A 22774-nucleotide genomic window follows, 5' to 3' on the forward strand; every position below is an offset into this window, starting at 1 on the left:
CACTGAGGTTGGGCATCGGACTGCTGGTCCTTGCCGGTAGTCACGCGAGCTGCGCCTGGCTGGGATGGACCTTGCGCGACCGCAGCGCGGACCTTGCCGTTGCCACCACCCGGGCAGCGCAGCAGGCGGCCCGCGCCGATGCAGCCCAGCGCGCGCACCAGCAGGCCCTCGCCAACAGCGCCGCAGGCGCGCAGGCCGAATCACAGCGCCTGGCCCACCAGGTCCGGCGCACCGAACAGTTCAACATCCTGCAACGGGACATCGAGACCCATGCCAAGACTCCTGGTCGTGATCGCGGCGACGCTGACGCTGAGTTCGTGCGCATCTGGCGCGAGGCCAACGCCGGCCACGCCCTGCCGCGCTGATCTCAGCATCGCACCCGCCCAGCTGCTGCCCCCTTCCCGCCTGCCGGACCTGCACGCGGGCAGCGATGACGCGCTGCTGCGCAATCACGTTGCCGTCGCACAGCAGTACCACGCGCTGGCCGAACAGCTGAGTGCGCTGCTGTGCAGCCTCGGCAACCAGCGCGGCATCACCATCAATGGCGGCGCGCCGGCAGCACCTGCCGACTGCGGCAGCAGCGCCACTTCCGCGCACTGAGCCTGCCGGATACGGCCACGCCTGCAATGCCACCCCACTGCGGTGATGGCAACACTGGCTGCAGACCGCGCGCGCCGCACAGGCCACGTCCTTCTTCCCTTCCTTGCATGAGCTGACATGGCGAACGATCCCTTCCCTCCCACGCTCGATCCGCTGATTGCCGCGATCGAAGCCGCAATCCGCGCACGCTTTCCGGGGTTTGCAAGCGTCGAGTTCCATCGCGACGCCAACGCTGAGGGGATGCCCCTGCCGGCCTGCCTGCTGGCGATGACCCGCTGTGACCGCAGCAGGGACAACAATGATGGCACTGGCCTTCTGCAGGCCACGCTGCGCTTCGAAGCACGCATTGTGCTGCCGGCAACCGATGCAACCACAGCGCTGCAGCTGCGCAACGCGGCCCTCGCCCTCGCGACCTGGTTGCACCAGCTCGGCCGCTTTCCCGGTGTTGCCAGCGGCGCGATCGATGTGATCGCAGCATTGCCCGAAGTCCCAGCGGCGGCACAGCCGGGCCTGCACACCTGGATCGTCGAGTGGTCGCTGCCGGTCGCGTTGGGCGACAACCCGTGGGATGACGCCGGTGGCGCGGTGCCGCAGGCGTCCTACAGCTTCGCGCCGGAGATCGGCCGTGCCCATGAGTCCCGCTACCAGCCGTTGCCGGAGCGCGCACGATGAGCGCCGAACACGCGCGGTTGATCGGCAACCTGCTGATGATCGGTGTGGTACGCGAGCTGGACGAGGCGAACGGGCGTGTTCGCGTCGATGCCGACGGCATGCTCACCGACTGGATTCCCTGGCTGGAACGCCGCGCGGGCCCGGGCGTACGCAGCTGGTGCGCCCCCGAACCCGGCGAGCAGGTCGTACTGGCCTGCCCCTATGGCGATCCCGGCCAGGCGCTGGTACTCGGCAGCCTGTACCAGGACCGCTTTCCGCCGCCGGCCGACTCGCGCCTGCGGCAACGCACCGAGTTCGCCGACGGCAGCACCGTCGAGTACGACCAGGAAACCACCACGCTCAACGTCCATGTCGGCAGCGGCAAGGTCATCGTCACCTGCGCGAATGCACAGGTGATCGCCAGCGAATCGATCGTGCTCGATACGCCCTCGATCAAGGCGACCGGCGATCTGGATGTCAGCGGCGCGATCAGCGCTGGCAAGGACATCAGCACACCGGGCGAGATCAAGGCTGGCGCCATCGGCCTGAAGGCACACAAGCACACCGCACAGGGCCCAACCGCCCCGACCACGCCGGCCCAGGCTTGAGCGGCCACGCCTGCAATGCCCTGAAAACCAGTACTCCACGACGATAGAGGCCATGCGAGGAATCGACGCCAACACCGGCAAATCACTGGATGGGCTCGCCCATCTTCACCAGTCCGTGCGTGACATTCTCACCACGCCCCTTGGCTCCCGCGTACTGCGCCGCGAATACGGTTCACGCGTGTTTGAACTGATCGATGCGCCGACCAACCGCTCGCTGCGCATGGACCTGATCGCGGCCACCGTCGACGCGCTCGCGCGATGGGAACCGCGTCTCCACGTCGAGAACGTCGACGTTTCCCTCCCCGCCCCCGGCGTGATGATCCTGGCAGTGACCGGGATCCACCTGCCGGACGGCGAGGCCATCACCATCGAAGGAATCGAGGTTCGCTAACCGTGGCATCCGGCTCGTTCACCAGTGTCAATCTGTCCCAGCTGCCCGCCCCGGCGGTCATCGAAGTGCTCGATTTCGAAGCCATGTTCGATGAATCGCTGACCGCGCTGCAGGCCCTGGACCCCACCTTCGACGCGCTGCTGCCGTCGGACCCGGCCTTCAAGATCCTGGAGGTCTGCACCTACCTGCGCCTGCTCGATCGCCAGCGCGTCAACGACGCCGCGCGTGGCGTGATGCTGGCCTATGCGGTCGGCAGCGATCTGGATCACCTCGCTGCGATCTTCGGCATCGCCCGCCAGGTACTGGACCCGGGCAAGCCGCAGCAGGGCATCGCGCCCCGCTACGAGAATGACGAGGACTTCCGCCGCCGCATCCAGCTGGGGCCGGAAGGATTCAGCGTGGCCGGGCCGGAAGGTGCCTATGTATTCCATGCGCTGAGCGCCGACCCGCGGGTGCTGGATGCGAGTGCCACCAGCCCCGCACCGGGCGAGGTGGTGGTGTCGGTGCTGTCGCGCGAGGCGGATGGAACCGCGACCCAGGGCCTGCTCGACGTCGTAGAAGCAAAACTGAGTGCGGATGACGTGCGACCGTTGACCGATCATGTCCTGGTGCGCACCGCGGCAATCGTCAACTACTCGGTCAGCGCCGCGCTGTTTACCTTTGCCGGTCCAGACTCGCAGGTGGTGCTTGCCGAAGCACGTACCCGCCTGGACCGTTACATCAGCGAGTCGCACCGGCTCGGCCGCGACGTTACCCGTTCGGGGCTTTTCGCCGCACTGCACGCCGAAGGTGTTCAACGTGTGGAAATCACCAGCCCGGCGACAGACATCGTGGTCGATCGCACCCAGGCCACGCACTGCAGCAACATCACGCTGACCCATGGCGGCAATGATGAGTGACGACACCACCCGCCTGATCAGCGCGCGCCTCCGCGGCGCCATTGATGGGCAGAACCGCACCTTCCGCCACCCGGGCGGTGCACTGGCAACGGAGCTGTCGGTCTACCGCACCGATTGGCAGGGTCGGCAGCGCCTTTTCAACCAACCACGCCGCAATCTTCAGCGCCAATCGCAGGATTTCCGCGCCACAAGCTGGTTGGGCTTTTACAGGAAGCCTGCCAGCCTGGTGGGTGGCGAGTCCGCGCCCGATGGAACCCGCACGGCATTCTCGTTCGCAGCCTCCGACGCCATCGGTGGCCCCAACCAGAACTTCACCGGCCTGGTGGACGACGATGGCTCCGCGTACTCCGACGGAGCGCCTTCGACCATCAGTGTCTGGTTGCGCGCCAGTCAGCCCTGCGCTGTCGATTTCGGCCTGCGTACACTCGGCGCAGGCCGGACGCGCCTGGCTGTAGGCACGGAATGGCAGCGCCACGCCTTCACCTACACGCCAAGCCCCAGCGACCCCGGTCGCGGGCTGGGCATCGTGTTTGATCGTTTGGCGGCCCCGAACTCCGGGCTCGCGCCAGACGCCCGCATCCACGTGTGGGGTGCCCAGGCAGAAGCCGGTAGTCGTGCAACAGGTTACATCGCCACCACCGCCTCCATCCCCGTCATCACCGACTACGTCCATACCGGCGCAGTGGTCACGCTCGGCACCGCGCCGATGCCGGGGATGGTGATAGATGGCGAGGCCAGGGTAAATGTCCCGGTCGCCGCCAACCTGCTGCCGCCCAATGCTACCCACGCCGAACGTGGCCTGGCAGGCTCCATCGTCGCTCGATCATTGCCGGTGGATATCACCGCACTGTGGGATGCCGACCGCTGTCCGGCTGCACTGCTGCCCTGGCTGGCCTGGGCGCTGTCGGTCGACGAATGGAAAGCCTACTGGCCCGAAGCTGTGAAGCGCGCCCGGGTGCGTACGGCCATCGCCATCCAGCGACGCAAGGGTACCGCCGGCAGCGTGCGTGACGTGGTGGCCGCCTTCGGTGGCTCGGTGCTGATCCGCGAGTGGTGGCAGCTGCAGCCCAAGGGCGCACCGCACACCTTCGAAGCGGTGATGACCATCGCCAACCAGGATGGCCAGTCCGCCACGGCGATGTTCGTCGAGGACGTCATCGGCGAAATCACCCGGACCAAGCCGGTGCGCTCGCATTTCACCTTTACCCAGGGCATGCAGGCCGACGCCGCCATCGGTGCACTTGCAGCCGCCCACGCCACGGCCTTCCGCCGCCTTCAACTGATCGGAGAGTAACCCCCGCATGCGCTTGAAAATCACCGATGCCGGCTTCGCCAAGCTGGTCAATCCGCCGAATACCGGCACCAACGCCGTCCTGATCACCCAGATCGGCCTGACCTCGACCGCCTTCGTGCCTTCGGCGGGGCTCACCCTGCTGCCAGGCGAGATCAAGCGTGTGGCCAGCTTCGGCGGCCAGGCAGTGGGCGATGACACCGTGCACGTCACGATCCGCGACGACAGCGCAACAGCCTACACGCTGCGCGGGTTCGGCCTGTACCTGGCTGACGGCACTCTGTTCGCCAGCTACGGCCAGGCCGATCCGATCATGGAGAAGTCGGCCGCATCGATGCTGCTGCTTGCCACCGACACCCGATTCACCGAGGTGGACACCACGCTGATCCAGTTCGGTGACGCCGGCTTCATCTATCCGCCTGCAACCACCGAGGTCGTGGGTGTGGTCGAGCTCGCCACCACAACCGAGGCGGAAGACGCAGCAGACACCCAGCGCGCAGTGACACCACGCGGCCTGCGTGCGTTCACCGACAAGCGCTTCGGCGGCCCTGCCCCTACTGCACTGGCGAAGACGCTGCTGGCTGCGTCCAGCACCGCAGCAGCCCGCACGGCTCTGGAACTGAAGAGCGCCGCGCTGAAGGACACCGGCCATGGCAATGGCCTGGACGCTGACACCCTGGATGGCAAGCACGCCTCTGCATTTGCGCTGGCCGGTGATTTCGCCACGGTGGGCCACAAGCATGTGATCGCCGACGTGACCGGGCTGCAGTCAGCGCTGGATGGCAAGGCGTCCAAGGCAGGTAATACCTTCACCGACCAGCAGTTCATCAGTGGACCCTATCCATTGCTGGGCTTTGGTGTTTCCGGTTCCGAGCAGTCCTTCATCGGTGGCTGGGGCAACTCCAGCCTGTGGCGTGTGTGGAGCTCAGACCGCAGTGCCAGCAGCGAAATCACCATCAAGCATGGGGACGCTCCTCGCTGGAACGGCTCGACGATGTGGCATGCGGGGAACTTCGTGCCCGATGCAAAGATGGACAAAACTGGTGGAATCTTCAGCGGCCATGTTGCGGTAAACGGCAACTCACTTCGCTCCTACGGCTGGAACAATGTTGCCAACGATGGTGTCTTGGTCCTGGGTGATACCAGCTCATACATCTTCAAGAATGGGCCCAATTTCACCTTCTCCAACTCCGCTGGTGGCTATGGCGCGACGCTGAACGCAGGCGGCACGATCTGGACCAGCGGAAACTTCGATCCTGCCGCCAAGGTCAACAAGGCCGGAGACGTCATGAGTGGCACGCTGAACATGTACGTGGGACAGGGCAGCACCCAGGTCGTGCACCAGCGATTTGGTTGGGCCAACAACGTGACCCGTTGGGCAACTGCGATGGAAGCTGACGCGACGTTGTCGCTCTACTCCTACGATTTCAATGGTGGATCGCCGACTCAGCGTGCGAATTTCAGCAATATCCAGTACAGGGAGAACACCTTCGTAGGGGGCATTAATTCCACTGGCGCAAGCGCAGCGTTTGTCATCAAGGATCGCGGGAACGCAAACCGAGAATTCCATATCTACAACACGGATAACGTACTCCGGATATGGTCTTCCACCGCCCAAGGCGTTGATCGACTAACGTTGACCAGTGCCGGTGCTCTGGCAACGAGTGGTGGCTACGACTTCGGATCTTCCCGCAAGCTGAAGAACATCGAGGGGGCGCTGCCCTACGGCCTGGCCGCTGTCGAGCAGATGGAACTGGCGGCCGGCCACTACAAGCCCGAGTACAACGACGACGGGCGTCGCCGCCTGTTCTTCGTCGCCGAGCAGTTGGCCGAAGTGGTCCCGGAAGCTGTCGACCTGGAAGGTGTCGAGTTCCAGGGCGAGCGCGTGGCATCGGTCAAGCTCGACCAGCTGCTGCCGGTCATGGCCAAGGCCATCCAGGAACTGGCCGCCGAAGTGCGCGCGCTGAAAGCGGAGCGCTGACATGCCCAGTGGATACCGCTCCGCAGGCGCCGATTTCGACGATCTGTTCGATCCCTACGTGGAAGGCCCCATCGCACAGGATTGCGGTCGGCGTGTAGGCGGCACCGACCTCAGTCGTCGCTATGCCCACATCCAGTACGGCAGCAAGCGTGCTGACGTAGGCCATCGCATCAATGGCATGGACGTGTCCAACCTGTGGGCGGCTCGCGGCAGCGCCACCTACAGGCTGCCGTTCCATGGCAAGGGCTACTCGGCAAGCAACGGTGCCAAGACCAACTCCACCGGCTCCGTGTCGGCAACCGTCTCAATCCTGATATACGCCGACGGTACCTATGCCATCCGCACTGGCGTTGCCGGTGGCGGCAATGGAGGCAGCTCAGTAGCAGCGTCGGGCCGGTGGCTTCCGGCAGGTGCAAGCGTTTCCGAGTACGAAGTGCAGATCACCGGCTCCTCGCCTGCTAAAGCCTCTTTCAGCACGAGTGCTCCCTCGTTCGTGCAGGCATCGGCGGCTCCGTCGGCAGGCGTGTCGATCAGCGTCCCTGCCAGGTCCGCCAGCTACGAATCGGACAGCGTCAGCATTTCCGTCGCGCTGCGCCGTGCCGGCGGGAACGCACAGGTTTCCACCTTCAGCGCCAGCGTCAGCGCCTCCGGCTGGGTCTGATCAATCAGCGGACCACCGCTGCAATTATCGCGATAACCACATTTTCCGAAGATATACCCGTCGCCTGCATCTGCAGGCACACCACCACACCGAGGAACCTCTCCGAATGACCGAATTTCTCCACGGCGTACAGGTCGTCAACATCGACACCGGTGCGCGCTCGATCGCTGTTGCATCCACCAGCGTGATCGGCATCGTCGGCACCGCACCGCTGGCTGATACCGAAGCGTTCCCCATCAACACTCCCGTCCTGGTGACCTCACCGTCGCAGGCCGCCAAGCTGTCGGCCAAGGCCGGCGCCGAAGCCGGCACCCTGCCAGGCGCACTCGATGCGATCTTCGATCAGTCCAGTGCTGTCGTCGTCGTCATCCGCGTCGAGAACGGCGCCAACGAAAGTGCCACCCTGGCCAACGTGCTCGGCGGCGTGGACGCACAGACCGGTGACTACAAGGGCGTGCATGCCCTGCTGGCGGCCAAGTCCATCGTTGGCGTCAAGCCGCGCATCCTGGTCGCACCGGGCTTCACCCATGTGCACCCCACCGATCCGGCCAAGCCGGACGCCGTACTGGCTAACCCGGTTGTGGCCGAACTGCTCGGCATCGCCGACAAACTGCGCGCGGTGATCATCAAGGACGGCCCGAACAGCACCGACGACGCTGCCAAGAGCACCACCGCCCTGACCGGTTCCAAGCGCGTCTACGTGGTCGACCCGGCGCTGCTGGTGCAGTCCGGTGAGGCCATCGTCACCCGCTACGCCTCCGGTGCCGTGGCCGGCGCCATCGCCCGCAGCGACAACGAACGCGGCTGGTGGGCGTCGCCGTCGAACCTGGAACTCAACGGCGTGGTCGGTACCGCGCGTGCCATCGACTTCGGACTGTCCGACGCGACCAGCCGCGCCAACCTGCTCAACCAGTCGAACGTGGCCACGGTCATCCGCGAAGGAGGCTTCCGCCTTTGGGGCAACCGCACCACCAGCATCGACCAGAAGTGGCAGTTCCTGTGCGTGGTCCGCACTGCCGACATCATTGCCGACAGTCTCGAGGCTGCCCATCTGTGGGCCGTCGATCGCGGCATCAGCAAGACCTACGTCGATGACGTGCGCGAGGGTGTCAACGCCTTCCTGCGCGGCCTGAAGACCCAGGGCGCGATCCTCGGCGGCAACTGCTGGATCGACCCGGAACTGAACGCAGCGGACAGCGTGGCACAGGGCCGTTTCTACTGGGACTTCGACTTCACCCCGACCTACCCGGGTGAGCAGCTGACCTTCCGCATGCACATGAACAACAACTACGTCTCGGAGATCTTCTAAGCATGGCGCGCAAGATCCGCAAAAACTTCAACTTCTACGTCGACGGCAAGGGCTATGCCGGCAGCGTGATGTCCTTCACCGCACCGAAGCTGTCGCTGAAGACCGAGGACTTCCAGGCCGGCGGCATGCTCGCCCCGACCGAGATCGTGCTCGGCCATGAAAAGCTGACCGCCGAGGTCGAGTTCGCCTCCGACGACGCGGAGATCATGAGCAAGTTCCACGTCGTTGAAAGCAAGGAATACGGCTTCACCGCCCGCGAGGCGCTGGAAGGCGATGACGGCGAAGTGACCCAGGTCGTGCACAACATGCGCGGCAAGCTGAAGCTGCTGGACCGTGGTGAAACCAAGGTCGGCGAGAAGGGCACGATCAAGGTCAGCCTGGCGCTGAGCTACTACAAGCTGACCCATGGCGCCCAGGTCGTGCAGGAGATCGACGTGGTCAACATGATCGCCCGCCAAGGTGGCGTCGACGTCCTGGCCGGCATCCGCGGCGCGCTGGGCATCTGAGCCCACGCCGCACCGAAGAACCCGGGGGCGCCTCGCGCCCCCGCATCCATCGCACTGCATCGAATTCCAGGAACGCCTCCATGTCCAGCAAGACCAAGACCCCCACCGACACCGTCATCGAGCGCGATGGCTTTGCCGAGATCACCCTCACCCGCCCGCGCCAGGTCAACGGCATGGAGACCGCCGTGCTGCGCATGCGTGAACCGACCGTGGAAGACATGGAGCGCTACCAGGACGACAAGGGCAGCGACGCCCAGCGTGAGGTGCGGATGATCGCCAACCTGTGCGAGATCTCGCCGGACGACGTGCGCAAGATGCCGCTGCGCGACTACGCCCGACTGCAGGCAGGCGTGGCACTTTTTACCACCTGACCCTGCCGCAGATCAGGCAGGGAGTGCTTGCCCTGGCCGGACATACCGGCTGGGGCCTGCGCGAGATCATGACGCTGCGGGTGTCGAAGTTCATCTGGTGGATTCAGGGGTTGCCGGTACATGGCCAATAACGTTCAAACGACAACGATCACGATCGGCGGCTCGGTGTCCAAATCGCTGAAGGACGCATTGTCCTTCGCCAACGATGGCATCAAGCGCATCGGCACCGAGTTGACACTGCTGGACCGCAGGCTTGCCCGTCTGAGCACGACGAGCAAGGAATACGCTCGCATGCGTACACAGGTCGACGCGCTGCGTGCCTCGCAGGAGGCACTGGAGAGCATCGAGGCAAAGCGTACCGCCAATCTGGAGAAGCGCGAGAAGCTCGGCTCGGCATTCGGCGAGGCACGTGGTGCGCTTGGCACGGCCGTTACCGCGCTGGCCAAGCCGGTAGAGAACGCCTCCGGCTTCGCTCGCCAGAACCAGCAGATCGGCGTGGCGGCCAACCTCAGCCGGGCCCAGGTGAGCGCACTGGGGCAGGCCATCCTGGAACAGTCGCGTGCAACCAACCAAGGCGCCGACACGCTGCAGCGCTCGATCAGGCTGATGATCGACGCCGGCATGGATGCGCAATCAGCCCAGGCCAGCCTGGGCGCGATCGGGCGGACCACCACCGTCACCGGCGCCAGCATCGATGATGTGGCCCAGGCCGCGGCCGCCCTGCAGCAGTCGTTCAATATCGATCCCTCGCGCATGCAGAGCGCGCTGGATGTGCTGGTCGTCAACAGCCGGCAGGGCGGCCTGGGCCTGAAGGACATGGCCGAAGTGCTGCCCACCCTGGGTTCGTCGTTCGAAGCGATGAAGCTGCAGGGCACCTCGGCGGCCGCCACCCTCGGCGCCGCCCTGCAGGCCACGCTGGATTCGGCCGGCGGCGCCGACAAGGCCGCCAGCAACATGAAGAACTTCATGTCGTCCGTCCTGTCGCCGGAGCTGCAGAACAAGGCGAAGAAGAGCCTCAACCTGGATCTGCGCAAGATCATCGGTGACGCACAGACCGACGGTGGCAATCCCTTCGATGCGGCCATGCAGGGAATCATCCAGGCCACCGCAGGCGACCAGAAGAAGATCGGCACCCTGTTCAGCGATGCACAGGCGAAGAACTTCGTCCAGCCGATGATCGAGAACTGGGATACCTACATCCGCGTCCGCGACAAGGCCTTGAATGGATCGGCGGGTACCACCGATGCGGCGTATGCCGATGCGATGCAGACCGATCCGCAGAAAATCGAAGGCGCCAAGATCGCTGTGGACAACCTGTCCAAGGCCTTCGGTGCGGCGCTGCTGCCGGCGGTGGGCGAGGCTGCGGTCAAACTGACCGAACTGTTGAACGGGGTCACCTCGTTCGTGCAGGAAAACCCGAAGCTGATCGCCAACGCCACGCAGATCGTGGTCGGCATGCTGGGCATGCGCACGGCGGTGCTCGGCGCACGCTACGCCTGGACGTTCCTGCAGGGCCCGATCCTGGGCGTACAGAAGGCCTTCCAGCTGTTCCGGGGTGGCAGCCTGCTGGCACAGATGGGGCGCTTCGGGCCGATGGCCATGCGCCTGGCGTCGGGCTTCCGTGTGGTTGCCACTGCGGTGGCGGCCATCGGTGGCGGGCCGATCACGATCGCCATCGCAGCGATCACCGCAGGCGCCATCCTGGTGCGCAAGTACTGGGAGCCGATCAAGGCATTCCTGGGCGGCGTCTGGGACGGCCTGAGCGGTGCAGGCACCGCGGCGATGGGTGAACTGATGCGCGCGGTTGAACCACTGCGCCCCGCCTGGGAAGTCATGAGCGGGCTGATCGGCCAGGCGTGGGACTGGCTGTCGAAGATGCTTGCACCTGCACAGTACACCGGCAACGAACTGTCACGCGTTGCCCAGATCGGCAGCTTCCTCGGTACCGTTCTGATGGAAGGCCTGAGAATGAACATCCAGCTCATCAGCGGCTTGGTGCAGTACGTCGTCTGGATGGGCAACGTGTACACGACCGTCGCGAGCGGGATCGGCAGCGTAATGAGCATGATGTGGACCGCGATCAAGTCCGGTGCCGAATCCCTGTTCAACTGGCTCGTTCCGAAGCTGGATTTCCTCATGCCCTACGTCGAGAAGCTGATGGGGTTCGTCGAAGGAGGCATTGGCAAGGTCAGTGCGCTGGTCGGCAAGGGCCTGGACTTCGGGAAGGAGGTGCTTGCCGGTGGTGCGGAAGCGATCGGCAACGGCATGGTGGGTTACACCAACATGCGGGCGGGCGGCCGAGGTGGCCTGGATGACGCCGTGGGCCTGGTCGGCGACGTCGCCACGTTGGACGCGCCGGGGGCGCGCAAGCGATGGGGAGGCATCAGCGAGGCCGCTCGGGGTCGTACCGCACCCGACATGCCATCGCCCTCCCCGCGCGGTGTCACCACCGTGCAGCAACAACAGACCAACAACATCACCATCCACCAGCAACCCGGTGAATCCAGCGAATCGGTGGCACGTCGCACGGCCGACGAACTGCAGCGCCGCAACGCGGTTGCTGCCCGTGGCGGCCTGGCAGACAGGAACTAAGCATGAAGCGCGAGTTCGTAACCGCATCCATCGACAAGCTGTTGTCCAGTTTCCAGAGCAACGACTCCGGCAACGCCCCGGTGCTGCTGATGCTGGGCGGCTTCAAGTTCAGCCTCAACACCGCCGTGTTCCAGGAGATCCAGCAGAGCAACGAATATGGCTGGGCAGCCCAGGAGCGCATCGGGCAGATGGCCGCCCTGCAGTACACCGGCCCTGGCAAGGCCAGCATGACGCTGCCCGGCATCATCCACTATCAGTTCCGGGGTGCCGGCAATGAGCTCTCGCAGCTGCGCAAGCTGGCGGCACAGGGCAAGCCCCAGCGGCTGCTGACCGGCAAGGGCGGAAACCTGGGCCTGTGGGTCATCGACAAGATCGATGCCACCGCCTCCGGATTCACCGTCGATGCGGGAATCCAGCGGCAAGAATTCACCCTCTCCCTGCGGAAGCACAGCGATGGCACGAACGTATAACACCCGCGACGGCGACGTCGTTGACCGCATCGCGTATGCGCACTATGGCGAACAATCACCGGCCATCCTGCGCGCGGTGTTCGACGCCAACCCGGGGCTTGCCGCACGCGGCGCGGTACTACCCGCGGGCATGGCGATCACCCTGCCGGATGTGCAGCGCCCAGCAAGCGAGCGCAAGGGGGTGGCCCTGTGGGACTGAACATCACACCTACCTTCCGCGTGGTGGCCAACAACCAGGACATCACCGACATCATCAGATCGCGCTTCAAGTCGCTGCGGATCACCGACGAGACCGACAACAACTCGGACATGCTGGAACTGCAACTGGCCGACCATGATCCTTCCGATCCGATCCAGCTGCCGCCGGCAGGCGCGGAGCTGGAAGCCTTCATCGGCTACGACGGTGAAGTGCGGCGCATGGGCCTGTACATCTGCGACGAAGTGGAGATTTCCGGCTACCCGGGCAGCATGACCCTGCGCGCGCGCGCCGCGCCGTTCGAGGCCAGCAAGGGTGGCAAGAATGAGCTGCAGACACAGAAGACGCGCACCTGGAAGAAGGGCACGACGATCGGTGGCATGGTGCAGCGCATGGCCGCCGAGCACGGACTGAGCGCCGCCGTGAGTGGATCGCTTGCGTCCATCGTGCTTCCGCTGACGGTGCAGTCGCAGGAATCGGACATGAACCTGCTGCTGCGCATGGCCAAGCAGCACGATGCCATCGCCAAGCCGGGCGGCGGCCGCCTGATGTTCGTCAAACGGGGCGACTCCACCAGTGCCAGCGGTGAGCGCATTCCCGACGTCACCCTGACCCCCGCCGATGGCAGCAGCTACAAAGTGAGCATCGTCTCACGCGAGAAAACCGGCACCACCATTGCCTACTACCGCGATGTACGTGGTGCCACGCGCCAGGAGGTGAAGTTGGGCAGCGGTGAACCGATCGTGCGCCTGCGCATGGCCTACGCCGACCGCGAAGCCGCCGAAGCCGCAGCGCGCGCCAAGCATCAGGAACAAGCCCGGCAGACGCGTACGCTCAGCTACACCCTGCCCGGCCGCGAGACGCTGATGGCCGAAGCCACGGTGGTGATGCAGGGCTTCCGCGATGGCGTGGATGGGCAGTGGCTGGTCAAGCGCGCCGAGCACAACATCAGCCACGATGGCTACGTGACCAGCATCGAGTGCGAACAACCCAACAGTGCCGATGCAGTGAAGGCGGCCCGCAGTGCCGCAGCCACCGAAGGCGAGCAGGTCGGCAGCGAGGTGTAGATCCACGCCATGCGTGGATGCGCTTCGCGCATCAACTCACGTACTGCGCCTGCCCATTGCCGAACGACCAGTTCTCCTTCTTCACTTCCACCAGGTTGATGAACACATCCTCGCGGCGAATGCCCACCGCCGCGTGCAGGCCATCGGCGATGCCGGCGTACAGCGCCTTCTTCTGCTCCAGCGTGCGCCCTTCGTTCCAGGTGATCTGGATGCAGATGAAGTCGTCGGTGCGGTCCACGCCCAGGTAGCCGGGATCGTAGATCAGCGTGCCCGGCGCGTGCTCCTGGAAGATCTGGAAGCGATCGTTCTCCGGCACGCCCACCGCGCGCAGGGCCTGGTAGATGGTTTCGCCGACGCGCTGCAGGTAGTCGGCGGATTTACCTTTGCGAACATCGATGCGGGCGAGCGGCATGGTGGCACTCCAGCGTGGATGGGTACGGCGACAGGCTGAGACTACGCCTGCCCGGGGCGGCGGAACAGCGCATGGATGGAACCCTCTGCCCGCATCGGTGAAGTGCGTCCCAGAGCGCGCCGCGCGGTTGCGGGAGATGGTGGATCGCGCCGTCAACGATGGCGCTGCACGGTGCCTGCTGCAGGAAAGCCGCACTGATGTCCAGGCAACAAAAAAGCCCCCATTGCTGGAGGCTTCTTTCGTTCTGCAACATGGTGGGCGGTACAGGGATCGAACCTGTGACCCTTGCCGTGTGAAGGCAATGCTCTACCGCTGAGCTAACCGCCCGGTGTTGCTGAGCCGCTCATTATAGGGGATTTTCAGGGGCCGTCAACCGTTTTTCACATTCGTGTTCACGGGTGTTTTCGAGGGCCGCAGTCGAGCATGGCTCGACTCTACAGAAGGGCGGGGTCACGGGTGTTTCGGGGCATGCAGCCGGGCATGGCCCAGCGCCACCTCACATCGTATGCGTCGGCTTGTCCGAGCTGGTCAGGCCGGCCAGCAGCGTCTCGATCTTGTGGCGCACGCCCTCGCCTTCGGCACCGTCGGCCAGCTGCACGCCGATGCCAGCGGTGCGGTTGCCCTGCGCGCCGGCCGGGGTCACCCAGATCACCTTGCCGGCCACCGGCAGGCGCTCGCTGGAATCAGGCAGGGTCAGCAGCAGGAACACCTCGTCGCCCAGGAAGTAGCGCTTGGGCGTGGGCACGAAGATGCCGCCATTCTTCACGAACGGCATGTACGCGCTGTACAGCGCGGCTTTGTCCTTCACAGCCAGGGACAGGATGCCCTGGCGGGCGTTGCTGGCACTCATCGATTTCCCCTTGCGGCAGGCCGCTCGTTCACCTTGTTCCAGGCCAGCAGCAACTCGACCACCGCAAGGTCTGCACGCACCGTGGTGCGCAGCAGGTCGCGGGTGCGGTTAGCCGCATCGAACCAGGCTGCAAGCTTGTGCAATCGCTCCGGCGTGGTCAAGGCATCGGTGCTGGCCTGGGCCAGCGCCAGGTCGGCGGCAAAGCGCAGGCGCAGCGCCGCGTTGTCATCACCGCACCACTTCTGCGCCAGCTCCACCGCGCCGGTCTTGCCGGCGGCCAGCTGCTCCAGTTCGCGGCCCACCTCACGGCGCAGGCTCAGGCCGTCTTCGCGCAGCCAGTTGTCGGCCTGGCCGGGATGGCCGCGCGCGGCGTCCAGGGCTTCGCGCGCGGATGCTTCGCTGTGCCCTTGGTGCTGCAGCCACGCCAGCGCTTCCTCACGCGGCGGCAGCTTGAATTCCAGGCGCTGGCAGCGACTGCGGATGGTCTGCGGCAGGCGCGCCGGGTCGCTGCTTATCAGCCACAGGTAGCGACCGGGCTGCGGCTCTTCCAGTGTTTTCAGCAGCGCGTTGGCCGCCGAACGGTTGATGGCATCGGCCGGGTCGACGATCACCACCTGCGCCACGCCGTACTGCGGGGTCAACGCCAGTTTGTTGGTGATCTCGCGCACCTGCTCGATGACGATCTCGGTGCGCAGCTTGTCGCCACTCTTGTTCGGAATGAAGCTGACCAGCTGCAGGTCCGGATGGGTGCCGGCGGCGATCAGCTGGCGCGTGCGCGTGGCATGCGCGGCATCGCCGCGCGCCAGCACATGGTCGGCAAGGGCCAACGCCACCTCGCGCTTACCCAGTCCGGCCGGGCCACAGATCAGCAGGCCATGGCCGAGCCGATCAGCATCGAGCGCGGCGACCGTCTGTTCGAACGCGCGCTGCTGCCACGGCGAGAACGTGCTCATGCGCCCTCCCCGTCCTGCAGCCAGCGCTCGACGCATGCGACCACATCGGCCGCCACGCGTTCCTGCACCTGTCCGGCATCGATCAACGCAAAGCGCTGCGGATCCTGCTGCGCACGACTGCGGAACACCTCGCGCACGCGCTGGAAGAAGTCGTCCTGCTCGCTTTCGATGCGGTCAGGCCACAGGTCGCGACCATTGGCACGCGCGCGGCCCACAGCAACCTCCACATCCAGCAGCAGGGTCAGGCCCGGCAGCAGGCCCACGGCGCGACGCTCCAGGTCGGCAATCCACTGCGGGTCGAGGCCACGGCCACCGCCCTGGTAGGCGTAGCTGGAATCGGTGAAGCGATCACTCAGCACATAGGCGCCGCGCTGCAGGGCCGGCTGGATCACCTGGCGCACATGCTGCGCGCGTGCAGCGAACACCAGCAGCAACTCGGCTTCGGCGCTGAGCGGCTCGGCGGCGATTTCGGCATCGGGTTTCAGCACCAGGCCGCGGATGCGCTCGGCCAACGGTGTACCACCCGGCTCGCGGGTCAGCACCACTTCGTGGCCGTGGCTGCGCAGGCAATCGCGGATGGCGTTGATGGCGGTGGTCTTGCCCGCGCCCTCGCCACCTTCCAGGCTGACGAAACGGGGATGGCGAAGCAGCGCGGGACTCATTGCGCCGGGGTCTCCTTGGTGCGTTGCTGGCGCAGCTGCTGCAGGTAGCGGGCCACTGCGGCGTTGTGCTGGTCCAGGCTGGGCGAGAACACATGCGCGCCACTGCCATCGCCGACCGCGACGAAGTACAGCGCGTCGCCCGCAGCCGGCTGTGCGGCCGCCATCAGCGCGTCGCGGCTGGGCATGGCGATCGGGGTCGGGGTCAGGCCCGCACGCGTATAGGTGTTGTAGGGCGTATCGGTGGTCAGGTCGCGGCGGCGGATGTTGCCGTCATACGCCGCGCCGATGCCGTAGATCACGGTCGGGTCGGTCTGCAGGCGCATGCCGATCTTCAGGCGGCGCATGAACACCCCGGCAATCTGCGGGCGCTCGCTGGCCAGCGCGGTTTCCTTTTCGATGATCGACGCCATCGTCAGCAGCTCGTAGGGCGTATTGATCGGCAGGTCCGGCGCACGACTTTCCCACGCCTCGTCCAGTGCCTTCTCCATCGCACCGTGGGCGCGCTTGAGCACGTCCAGGTCACTGTCGCCGCGCTGGTAGACATAGGTCTCCGGCAGGAAACGACCTTCCGGATGCTGGCCACCGAAGCCGAGGCGCTGCATCAACGCGGCGTCATCGAGGTTGTCGGTGGTGTGCAGCAGCGGCTCGGCGCGCTTGAGCGCGGCACGCAACTGGCGGATGTTCCAGCCTTCAATGATCGTGACGCGGTGCTGCAGCACCTTGCCGGCGCGCATGCGCAGCAGCAGATCACGCGGGGTCAGGTCGTTGCTGAGCGCGTACTCACCCACCTTCAGTTTGCCGGCCGCATCGAGCTGGCGCGCCAGCAGCTGCCACTGCGCGTCCTGGCCCTCGTCCACGCCGGCGTCGCGCAGCTTGCGCAGCACCGTGTTCATGCCGTCGCCACTGGCGATGACCACGCTTTCGGCGGACGGGGTGATCGGAGCGTCGGCGAACCGGGTCTGCTGGTAGAAGAACCACGCGCCCGCGCCGGCCACGACGGCGGCCAGCACCACCACCAGCGTTACCACGAACAGACACCCGCGCTTGGCTCCCGCCATGGACTACCTCTGAACTCGATTCCGTCGTGCAGGATACCGTGCCGGTGGTGTGGGGTCATGACCGGGGTGGCGCCTGCGTGCCGACCAACGGTCGGCACCCACCCAAACAATGGCTCCCACTGGTACCGGTAGTGCCGGCCGCTGGCCGGCGATCGCGCGGATCATGGGTGCATGAGGTTGCCGGCCAGCGGCCGGAACTACCCCTGCTGGCCGAGCGCGCGCAGCAGGCCGCGGGCCTTGGCGCGGGTCTCGTCCAGTTCCTTGTCCGGGTCCGAGTCGACCACGATGCCGGCGCCGGTGCGGAAGCTCACCTCGTGGCCGTCCACTTCGGCGGTGCGGATCAGGATGTTCAGGTCCAGGTCGCCATCGCGGTTCAGCCAACCGAAGGCGCCGGTGTAGGCACCGCGCGGCACCTGCTCCAGTTCGCTGATGATCTGCATACAGCGCACCTTCGGGCAGCCGGTGATGGTGCCGCCGGGGAAGGTGGCGGCGATCACTTCACCCGGGGTCACGTCTGGACGCAGATGGCCACTGACATTGCTGACGATGTGGTGCACGTGGGCGTAACTTTCCACGGTCATCAGTTCATCGACCACCACGGTACCAGGCAGGCAGATGCGGCCCAGGTCGTTGCGCTCCAGGTCGATCAGCATCACGTGCTCGGCACGCTCCTTCGGGTGGCCGACCAGCTCCTGGATGCGCGCGGCATCGTCATCGCCTTCGAAGCGCGGGCGGGTGCCGGCAATCGGCCGGGTCTGCGCATGGCCGGCGTGCACCGACACCAGCCGTTCCGGCGAGGAACTGACCACGTGGCGGCCGTGCGCGGTGAACAGGCCGGCGAACGGGGCCGGGTTGGCGCGGCGCAGCTGCGCGTACAGCGCCTGGGGACTGACCGGCGCGGCGAACTGTGCGCTCCAGCGCCGCGACAGGTTCACCTGGAACACGTCGCCGGCGCGCAGGTACTCGATCACCCGGCGCACGCCGTCGGTGAAGCGCTGCGGCGCGTCCTCGCCGACCGACTGCGGCGGCAACCAGCCCTGCCCTGCTTCGGGCAGCACGGCCGAGGCCAGTGCCACCAACGCATCCAGCAGCGCATGCTCACCGGCTTCGGCGATGACGAAGCTGGCGTCGTTGTGGTGATCGTGCAGCACCGCCGCCGGGCAGCGCAGCGCCAGCGCGGTCGGGCGACCGTCATCGCGCGCACGCGACGGCAGCACGGTTTCGATCTGGCTGGCCACTTCGTAATCCAGCATCAACGCCCAACCGCCGCGGAACGGCAGGCTGTGGCTGCCGTCATGCGGCAGGCGTTCGCGCTGCCAGGCACGGTCCAGCACCTGCAGGAAGCTGCCGGCCTGCACCACGTCGCGCTGGTCACGCACCCGGCCATCGGCATCCAGCCGCAGGCAATCGCCCTGCGCGGCCAGCAGCAGGCTCCAGCGGCCCTGGGCGGTGCCCGAGGCAGTGGATTCCATCAGCAGCGGGAAGCGCGCCGGGTCGTGCTGCTGCAGGGCCAGCAGGTCGATCGGGTGCGGCAGCGGGTGGATCAGCGGGGCGTGGGTCATGGCGGCCAGTTCGGGGTTCAGATGCACGGAAGCCGCCTTGCGGCGGCTTCTTCGTATGTAAAGTCGAGCATGGCTCGACTCTACAACGTCGGTCAGACGCGCTTGAAGATCAGCGTGCCGTTGGTGCCGCCGAAGCCGAAACCATTCGACATCACCACGTCGACCTTGGCCCGGCGTGCTTCGTTGGGCACGTAGTCCAGGTCGCAGCCTTCGCCCGGCTGCTGCAGGTTGATGGTCGGCGGGATGACGTTGTCCTGCAGCGCCATCACCGAGAAGATCGCTTCCACGCCGCCGGCAGCACCCAGCAGGTGGCCGGTCATCGACTTGGTGGAGCTGACCATCATCTTGTAGGCGTGGTCGCCGAAGGCGGTCTTCATCGCCATGGTTTCGCCCAGGTCACCCAGCGGCGTGGAGGTGCCATGCGCGTTGAGGTAACCGACCTGTTCCGGGGTCACGCCGGCGTCCTTCATGGCCATGACCATGCAGCGCGCGGCGCCTTCGCCGTTCTCGCTCGGGGCGGTCATGTGGTACGCGTCGGAGCTGGCGCCGAAGCCGGCCAGTTCGCAGTAGATCTTCGCGCCACGTGCCTTGGCGTGCTCGTACTCTTCCAGGATCAGGATGCCGGCGCCGTCGCCCAGCACGAAGCCGTCGCGGTCCTTGTCCCACGGGCGCGAGGCCTGTTCCGGAGCGTCATTGCGGGTGCTCATGGCCTTCATCGCGCAGAAGCCGCCCACTGCGGTCGGCGAGGAGCCGCGCTCGGCACCACCGACCACCATCACGTCGGCATCGCCGTACTGGATCATGCGCATCGCGGTACCGATCGAATGGTTCGAGGTCGCGCACGCCGACACCGCCGAGAACGACGGGCCCTTCAGGCCGGTGATGATGCTCAGCTGGCCCGGCAGCATGTTGATGATGGTCTTGGGCACGTAGAAGGGCGAGATCTTCTTGCCCTCGTGGAACTCGATGGTCTGCTCTTCAATGCCGAGCAGGCCGCCGATGCCGGCGCCAACGATGGCGCCCATGCGATCGGCATTGGCTTCGGTGATCTCCAGGCCCGAATCATGCAGGGCCATGAACGAGGCACCGAGGCCGTAATGGATGAACGGGTCCATCTTCTTGGCATCCTTGCCGCTGACCCGGAATTTGCCGAACAGTTCGTTGTCGGCGGTGATGTCGAATCCCTTGACTTCACCTGCAATCTTGGTGGTGAACCGATCCAGATAGGCATCAGAAACGTTGGTCAGCGGACCGATGCCCGAACGGCCATGGGTGATGCCTTCCCAGCTGCTGGCCAGATCATTGCCCAACGGCGAGACGATACCCAGGCCGGTTACGACGACGCGACGCTTCATTGCTGTTTCTCCTGACCCGGATGGTTTCTACGGGTAACTCGGTTTGCTTCGATGTGATGCTCAAACACACGGGGCCGCAACAGCGGCCCCATGGGGTGCGGTGCGCGGCGAGCGTGAGCCCGCGCGCGCACTGCCGTCTGACATCAGGCCTTGACGTGGGCCTTGACGTAGTCGATGGCGGCCTGGACGGTGCTGATCTTCTCGGCTTCTTCGTCCGGGATCTCGCACTCGAATTCTTCTTCCAGGGCCATCACCAGCTCGACGGTGTCCAGCGAGTCAGCGCCCAGGTCATCGACGAACGATGCGCTGGTGGTGACTTCTTCTTCCTTGACGCCAAGCTGTTCGACGACGATTTTCTTGACGCGTTCTTCGATGGTGCTCATGGGATCTCGCTCCAGATGGAGTTGTGGTTCAAAAGTGGTCGCCATCAAAGGCGATGGCCGTGGGATAGTGTAGTGGAAACCAGCGCGGCCTTGCATCGCAGCAAAAACCTCAGCAGATCAACCACTTGCGGCGCAATCCCTGCGCCCCTTGCTTACGGCATGTACATGCCACCGTTCACATGGAGGGTTTCGCCGGTGATGTAACCGGCAGCCGGGCCGGCCAGGAAGGCCACCGCATGGGCGATGTCCTCCGGCGAACCCAGGCGTTCGAGAGCGATGTCGTTGATCAGCGCGGTACGCGCTTCCTCCGGCAACGCCTTGGTCATGTCGGTGTCGATGAAGCCGGGAGCGACCACATTGACGGTGACACCGCGCGAACCGATTTCCTTGGCCAGCGACTTGCTGAAGCCGATGATGCCGGCCTTGGCCGCCGCGTAGTTGGCCTGGCCGGCGTTGCCGGTCACGCCCACCACCGATGCGATGTTGATGATGCGGCCCTTGCGTGCCTTCATCATGCCGCGCATGACCGCCTTGCTGGTGCGGAACACGCTGGTCAGGTTGGTGTCGATGATCGACGCCCAGTCCTCGTCCTTCATGCGCATCAGCAGGTTGTCGCGGGTGATGCCGGCATTGTTGACCAGGATCGAGATCGGGCCGAATTCCTTGGCGATGCCGTCCAGCACGCTGTCCAGCGCGGCAGCGTCGGTCACGTTCAAGGCACGGCCATGACCACCGTGGGCAGCCAGGCGCTCACCGATCGCGGCAGCGCCGGACTCTGTGGTGGCGGTACCGATGACGGTGGCGCCCTGGGCGGCCAGCAGATCGGCGATGGCGGCACCAATGCCGCGGCTGGCACCGGTGACCAGTGCGATTTCACCCTGCAGGGGCTTGCTCATGATGTTTTCCTCAGGCTGGGACGGCCGCCGCGCCCATGCCGCTTGCAGCGGCGACCGGCACGGTCGGCAGGAACAGGGGCAATCAGGCCGACCACGCCTCGTGGGCGCCTTCGAAGTCGCCCGGAGTGGCCAGCGAGCGGCCGTCAATGGCCTTGTCGATGCGCTTGACCAGGCCAGTCAGCACCTTGCCGGGGCCGCATTCGGCGATCCGGGTGACGCCGCGGCCAGCCAGCGCCTGCACGCACCCGGTCCACTGCACCGGCTGGTACAACTGCTGCACCAGCGCGGTGCGGATCGCGTCGATACCGTCATGGACCTTGGCATCGACGTTCTGCACCACCGGCAGCTGCGGTGCCTGCCAGGACAGGCCGGCCATCACTTCGGCCAGGCGGTTGGCGGCTTCACGCATCAGCGGCGTATGCGACGGCACGCTGACCGCCAGCTTGACCGCCTTGCGCACGCCCTTCTCGGCCAGCAGCGCCAGCGCACGGTCGACCGCATCGGCGTCGCCGCCGATCACGATCTGGCCGGGTGAATTGAAGTTGGCCGGCACTACCACCTGGCTGCCCGCAGCTTCGGCACAGACGTCCAGCACCAGCTGGTCCTCGGCGCCGAGCACGGCGGCCATGGCACCGACGCCCGCCGGCGCGGCTTCCTGCATCAGCTGGCCGCGCAGGCGCACCAGGTGCGCACCGTCGTGCAGGCTCAGCGCGCCAGCGGCGACAAGCGCGCTGTACTCGCCCAGGCTGTGACCGGCCAGCACCGACGGGCGCGGACCGCCCACGGCATTCCAGACGCGCCACACGCCGATGCTTGCGGCCAGCAGGGCCGGCTGGGTGTATTCGGTACGGTTGAGCATTTCCTCCGGGCCGCCCTGGGACAGCGCCCACAGGTCGACGCCGGCACCATCGGATGCCTCGGTGAAGGCTTCACGCACCTGCGGGTGCAGTTCGGCCAGCTCGGCCAGCATGCCCACAGACTGCGAGCCCTGGCCGGGGAAGACAAAAGCGAGGGTGGATACGGTCACGCGGTCATCCGCTTGTTGCAATC

26 protein-coding genes, 1 tRNA gene and 1 pseudogene are annotated in these 22774 nt (G+C 65.8%); 17 read left to right on the forward strand and 11 right to left on the reverse strand.

Features of this window, described 5'->3' with window-relative positions; genetic code table 11:
• The first annotated feature begins 71 nt into the window (after positions 1–71).
• The 17 genes and pseudogenes from AC0Z6F_RS17470 to AC0Z6F_RS17550 all read left to right on the forward strand — a co-directional run bounded on the left by AC0Z6F_RS17470 (position 72) and on the right by AC0Z6F_RS17550 (position 13593).
• Positions 72–365, forward strand: a complete 294-nt coding sequence (locus AC0Z6F_RS17470) for a hypothetical protein (RefSeq protein WP_232274010.1) — start codon at positions 72–74, stop codon at positions 363–365.
• The gene (locus AC0Z6F_RS17475) at positions 271–600 is read left to right on the forward strand and encodes a hypothetical protein (RefSeq protein WP_157628458.1); all 330 of its coding nucleotides are present in this window, start codon (positions 271–273) and stop codon (positions 598–600) included. The genes AC0Z6F_RS17470 and AC0Z6F_RS17475 overlap by 95 nt, the downstream gene beginning before the upstream one ends.
• A 117-nt stretch (positions 601–717) precedes the next feature.
• The gene (locus AC0Z6F_RS17480; protein ID WP_012510236.1) at positions 718–1272 is read left to right on the forward strand and encodes a hypothetical protein; all 555 of its coding nucleotides are present in this window, start codon (positions 718–720) and stop codon (positions 1270–1272) included.
• A complete protein-coding gene (locus AC0Z6F_RS17485; RefSeq protein ID WP_012510235.1) occupies positions 1269–1859 on the forward strand; it encodes a phage baseplate assembly protein V in 591 nt (196 codons plus the stop codon). The genes AC0Z6F_RS17480 and AC0Z6F_RS17485 overlap by 4 nt, the downstream gene beginning before the upstream one ends.
• A gap of 52 nt (positions 1860–1911) precedes the next feature.
• Positions 1912–2250, forward strand: a complete 339-nt coding sequence (locus AC0Z6F_RS17490) for a GPW/gp25 family protein (protein WP_005408332.1) — start codon at positions 1912–1914, stop codon at positions 2248–2250.
• Between the two features lie 2 nt (positions 2251–2252).
• A complete protein-coding gene (locus tag AC0Z6F_RS17495) occupies positions 2253–3149 on the forward strand; it encodes a baseplate assembly protein (RefSeq protein ID WP_012510234.1) in 897 nt (298 codons plus the stop codon).
• Positions 3142–3783, forward strand: a pseudogene (locus AC0Z6F_RS17500) (phage head spike fiber domain-containing protein); the annotation flags it as partial. The gene AC0Z6F_RS17495 and the pseudogene AC0Z6F_RS17500, both read left to right, overlap by 8 nt.
• Before the next feature lie 81 nt (positions 3784–3864).
• Complete coding sequence (locus tag AC0Z6F_RS17505) at positions 3865–4443, forward strand: phage tail protein I (protein WP_198283154.1); 579 nt, start codon at positions 3865–3867, stop codon at positions 4441–4443.
• A 7-nt stretch (positions 4444–4450) separates the two neighbouring features.
• A complete protein-coding gene (locus AC0Z6F_RS17510) occupies positions 4451–6421 on the forward strand; it encodes a tail fiber domain-containing protein (RefSeq protein ID WP_012510232.1) in 1971 nt (656 codons plus the stop codon).
• A gap of 1 nt (position 6422) precedes the next feature.
• On the forward strand, positions 6423–7082 hold the full coding sequence (locus tag AC0Z6F_RS17515) for a hypothetical protein (RefSeq protein WP_012510231.1): 660 nt from the start codon (positions 6423–6425) through the stop codon (positions 7080–7082).
• Between the two features lie 106 nt (positions 7083–7188).
• The gene (locus AC0Z6F_RS17520; protein WP_012510230.1) at positions 7189–8391 is read left to right on the forward strand and encodes a phage tail sheath C-terminal domain-containing protein; all 1203 of its coding nucleotides are present in this window, start codon (positions 7189–7191) and stop codon (positions 8389–8391) included.
• A gap of 2 nt (positions 8392–8393) precedes the next feature.
• Positions 8394–8897 (forward strand): phage major tail tube protein, encoded by a 504-nt coding sequence (locus AC0Z6F_RS17525; RefSeq protein ID WP_012510229.1) that lies wholly within the window; start codon positions 8394–8396, stop codon positions 8895–8897.
• Positions 8898–8977: 80 nt separating this feature from the next.
• Positions 8978–9268 (forward strand): phage tail assembly protein, encoded by a 291-nt coding sequence (locus AC0Z6F_RS17530; RefSeq protein ID WP_005412456.1) that lies wholly within the window; start codon positions 8978–8980, stop codon positions 9266–9268.
• A 120-nt stretch (positions 9269–9388) separates the two neighbouring features.
• A complete protein-coding gene (locus AC0Z6F_RS17535; RefSeq protein WP_012510228.1) occupies positions 9389–11860 on the forward strand; it encodes a phage tail tape measure protein in 2472 nt (823 codons plus the stop codon).
• Positions 11861–11862: 2 nt separating this feature from the next.
• A complete protein-coding gene (locus AC0Z6F_RS17540) occupies positions 11863–12330 on the forward strand; it encodes a phage tail protein (protein ID WP_012510227.1) in 468 nt (155 codons plus the stop codon).
• Positions 12314–12529, forward strand: a complete 216-nt coding sequence (locus tag AC0Z6F_RS17545; protein ID WP_012510226.1) for a tail protein X — start codon at positions 12314–12316, stop codon at positions 12527–12529. Before AC0Z6F_RS17540 ends, AC0Z6F_RS17545 begins: the two co-directional genes overlap by 17 nt.
• Positions 12520–13593 (forward strand): phage late control D family protein, encoded by a 1074-nt coding sequence (locus tag AC0Z6F_RS17550; RefSeq protein WP_012510225.1) that lies wholly within the window; start codon positions 12520–12522, stop codon positions 13591–13593. The genes AC0Z6F_RS17545 and AC0Z6F_RS17550 overlap by 10 nt, the downstream gene beginning before the upstream one ends.
• A 31-nt stretch (positions 13594–13624) precedes the next feature.
• On the opposite strand, the gene AC0Z6F_RS17555 is transcribed toward AC0Z6F_RS17550, so the two are convergent.
• From AC0Z6F_RS17555 to fabD, 11 genes are all read right to left on the reverse strand, one after another.
• Complete coding sequence (locus AC0Z6F_RS17555; RefSeq protein WP_012510224.1) at positions 13625–14005, reverse strand: tautomerase family protein; 381 nt, start codon at positions 14003–14005, stop codon at positions 13625–13627.
• A 252-nt stretch (positions 14006–14257) separates the two neighbouring features.
• A tRNA-Val gene (locus AC0Z6F_RS17560) sits at positions 14258–14332 on the reverse strand.
• A gap of 169 nt (positions 14333–14501) precedes the next feature.
• On the reverse strand, positions 14502–14855 hold the full coding sequence (locus AC0Z6F_RS17565; protein WP_004146965.1) for a PilZ domain-containing protein: 354 nt from the start codon (positions 14853–14855) through the stop codon (positions 14502–14504).
• Positions 14852–15808 (reverse strand): DNA polymerase III subunit delta', encoded by a 957-nt coding sequence (locus AC0Z6F_RS17570; RefSeq protein ID WP_012510223.1) that lies wholly within the window; start codon positions 15806–15808, stop codon positions 14852–14854. Before AC0Z6F_RS17570 ends, AC0Z6F_RS17565 begins: the two co-directional genes overlap by 4 nt.
• Positions 15805–16470 carry a dTMP kinase gene (gene tmk / locus AC0Z6F_RS17575; RefSeq protein ID WP_004146930.1) on the reverse strand — a complete coding sequence of 222 codons (666 nt, stop codon included), beginning with the start codon at positions 16468–16470 and terminating at the stop codon, positions 15805–15807. Before tmk ends, AC0Z6F_RS17570 begins: the two co-directional genes overlap by 4 nt.
• A complete protein-coding gene (gene mltG, locus AC0Z6F_RS17580; RefSeq protein WP_012510221.1) occupies positions 16467–17528 on the reverse strand; it encodes an endolytic transglycosylase MltG in 1062 nt (353 codons plus the stop codon). The genes tmk and mltG overlap by 4 nt, the downstream gene beginning before the upstream one ends.
• Before the next feature lie 197 nt (positions 17529–17725).
• Entirely contained in the window at positions 17726–19090 is a 1365-nt protein-coding gene (locus AC0Z6F_RS17585) for an aminodeoxychorismate synthase component I (RefSeq protein ID WP_012510220.1), read from the reverse strand.
• A 92-nt stretch (positions 19091–19182) separates the two neighbouring features.
• Positions 19183–20445 carry a beta-ketoacyl-ACP synthase II gene (gene fabF / locus AC0Z6F_RS17590; RefSeq protein ID WP_012510219.1) on the reverse strand — a complete coding sequence of 421 codons (1263 nt, stop codon included), beginning with the start codon at positions 20443–20445 and terminating at the stop codon, positions 19183–19185.
• A gap of 143 nt (positions 20446–20588) precedes the next feature.
• A complete protein-coding gene (acpP, locus tag AC0Z6F_RS17595) occupies positions 20589–20828 on the reverse strand; it encodes an acyl carrier protein (protein WP_012510218.1) in 240 nt (79 codons plus the stop codon).
• Positions 20829–20980: 152 nt separating this feature from the next.
• Positions 20981–21724: a 3-oxoacyl-ACP reductase FabG gene (fabG, locus tag AC0Z6F_RS17600; RefSeq protein WP_004146899.1), complete on the reverse strand. Its 744-nt coding sequence runs from the start codon at positions 21722–21724 to the stop codon at positions 20981–20983.
• Between the two features lie 82 nt (positions 21725–21806).
• Positions 21807–22751 (reverse strand): ACP S-malonyltransferase, encoded by a 945-nt coding sequence (fabD, locus tag AC0Z6F_RS17605; protein WP_012510217.1) that lies wholly within the window; start codon positions 22749–22751, stop codon positions 21807–21809.
• Positions 22752–22774 lie beyond the last annotated feature (23 nt).

This window comes from Stenotrophomonas sp. 1L-E-5-B-C3, from assembly GCF_057292075.1.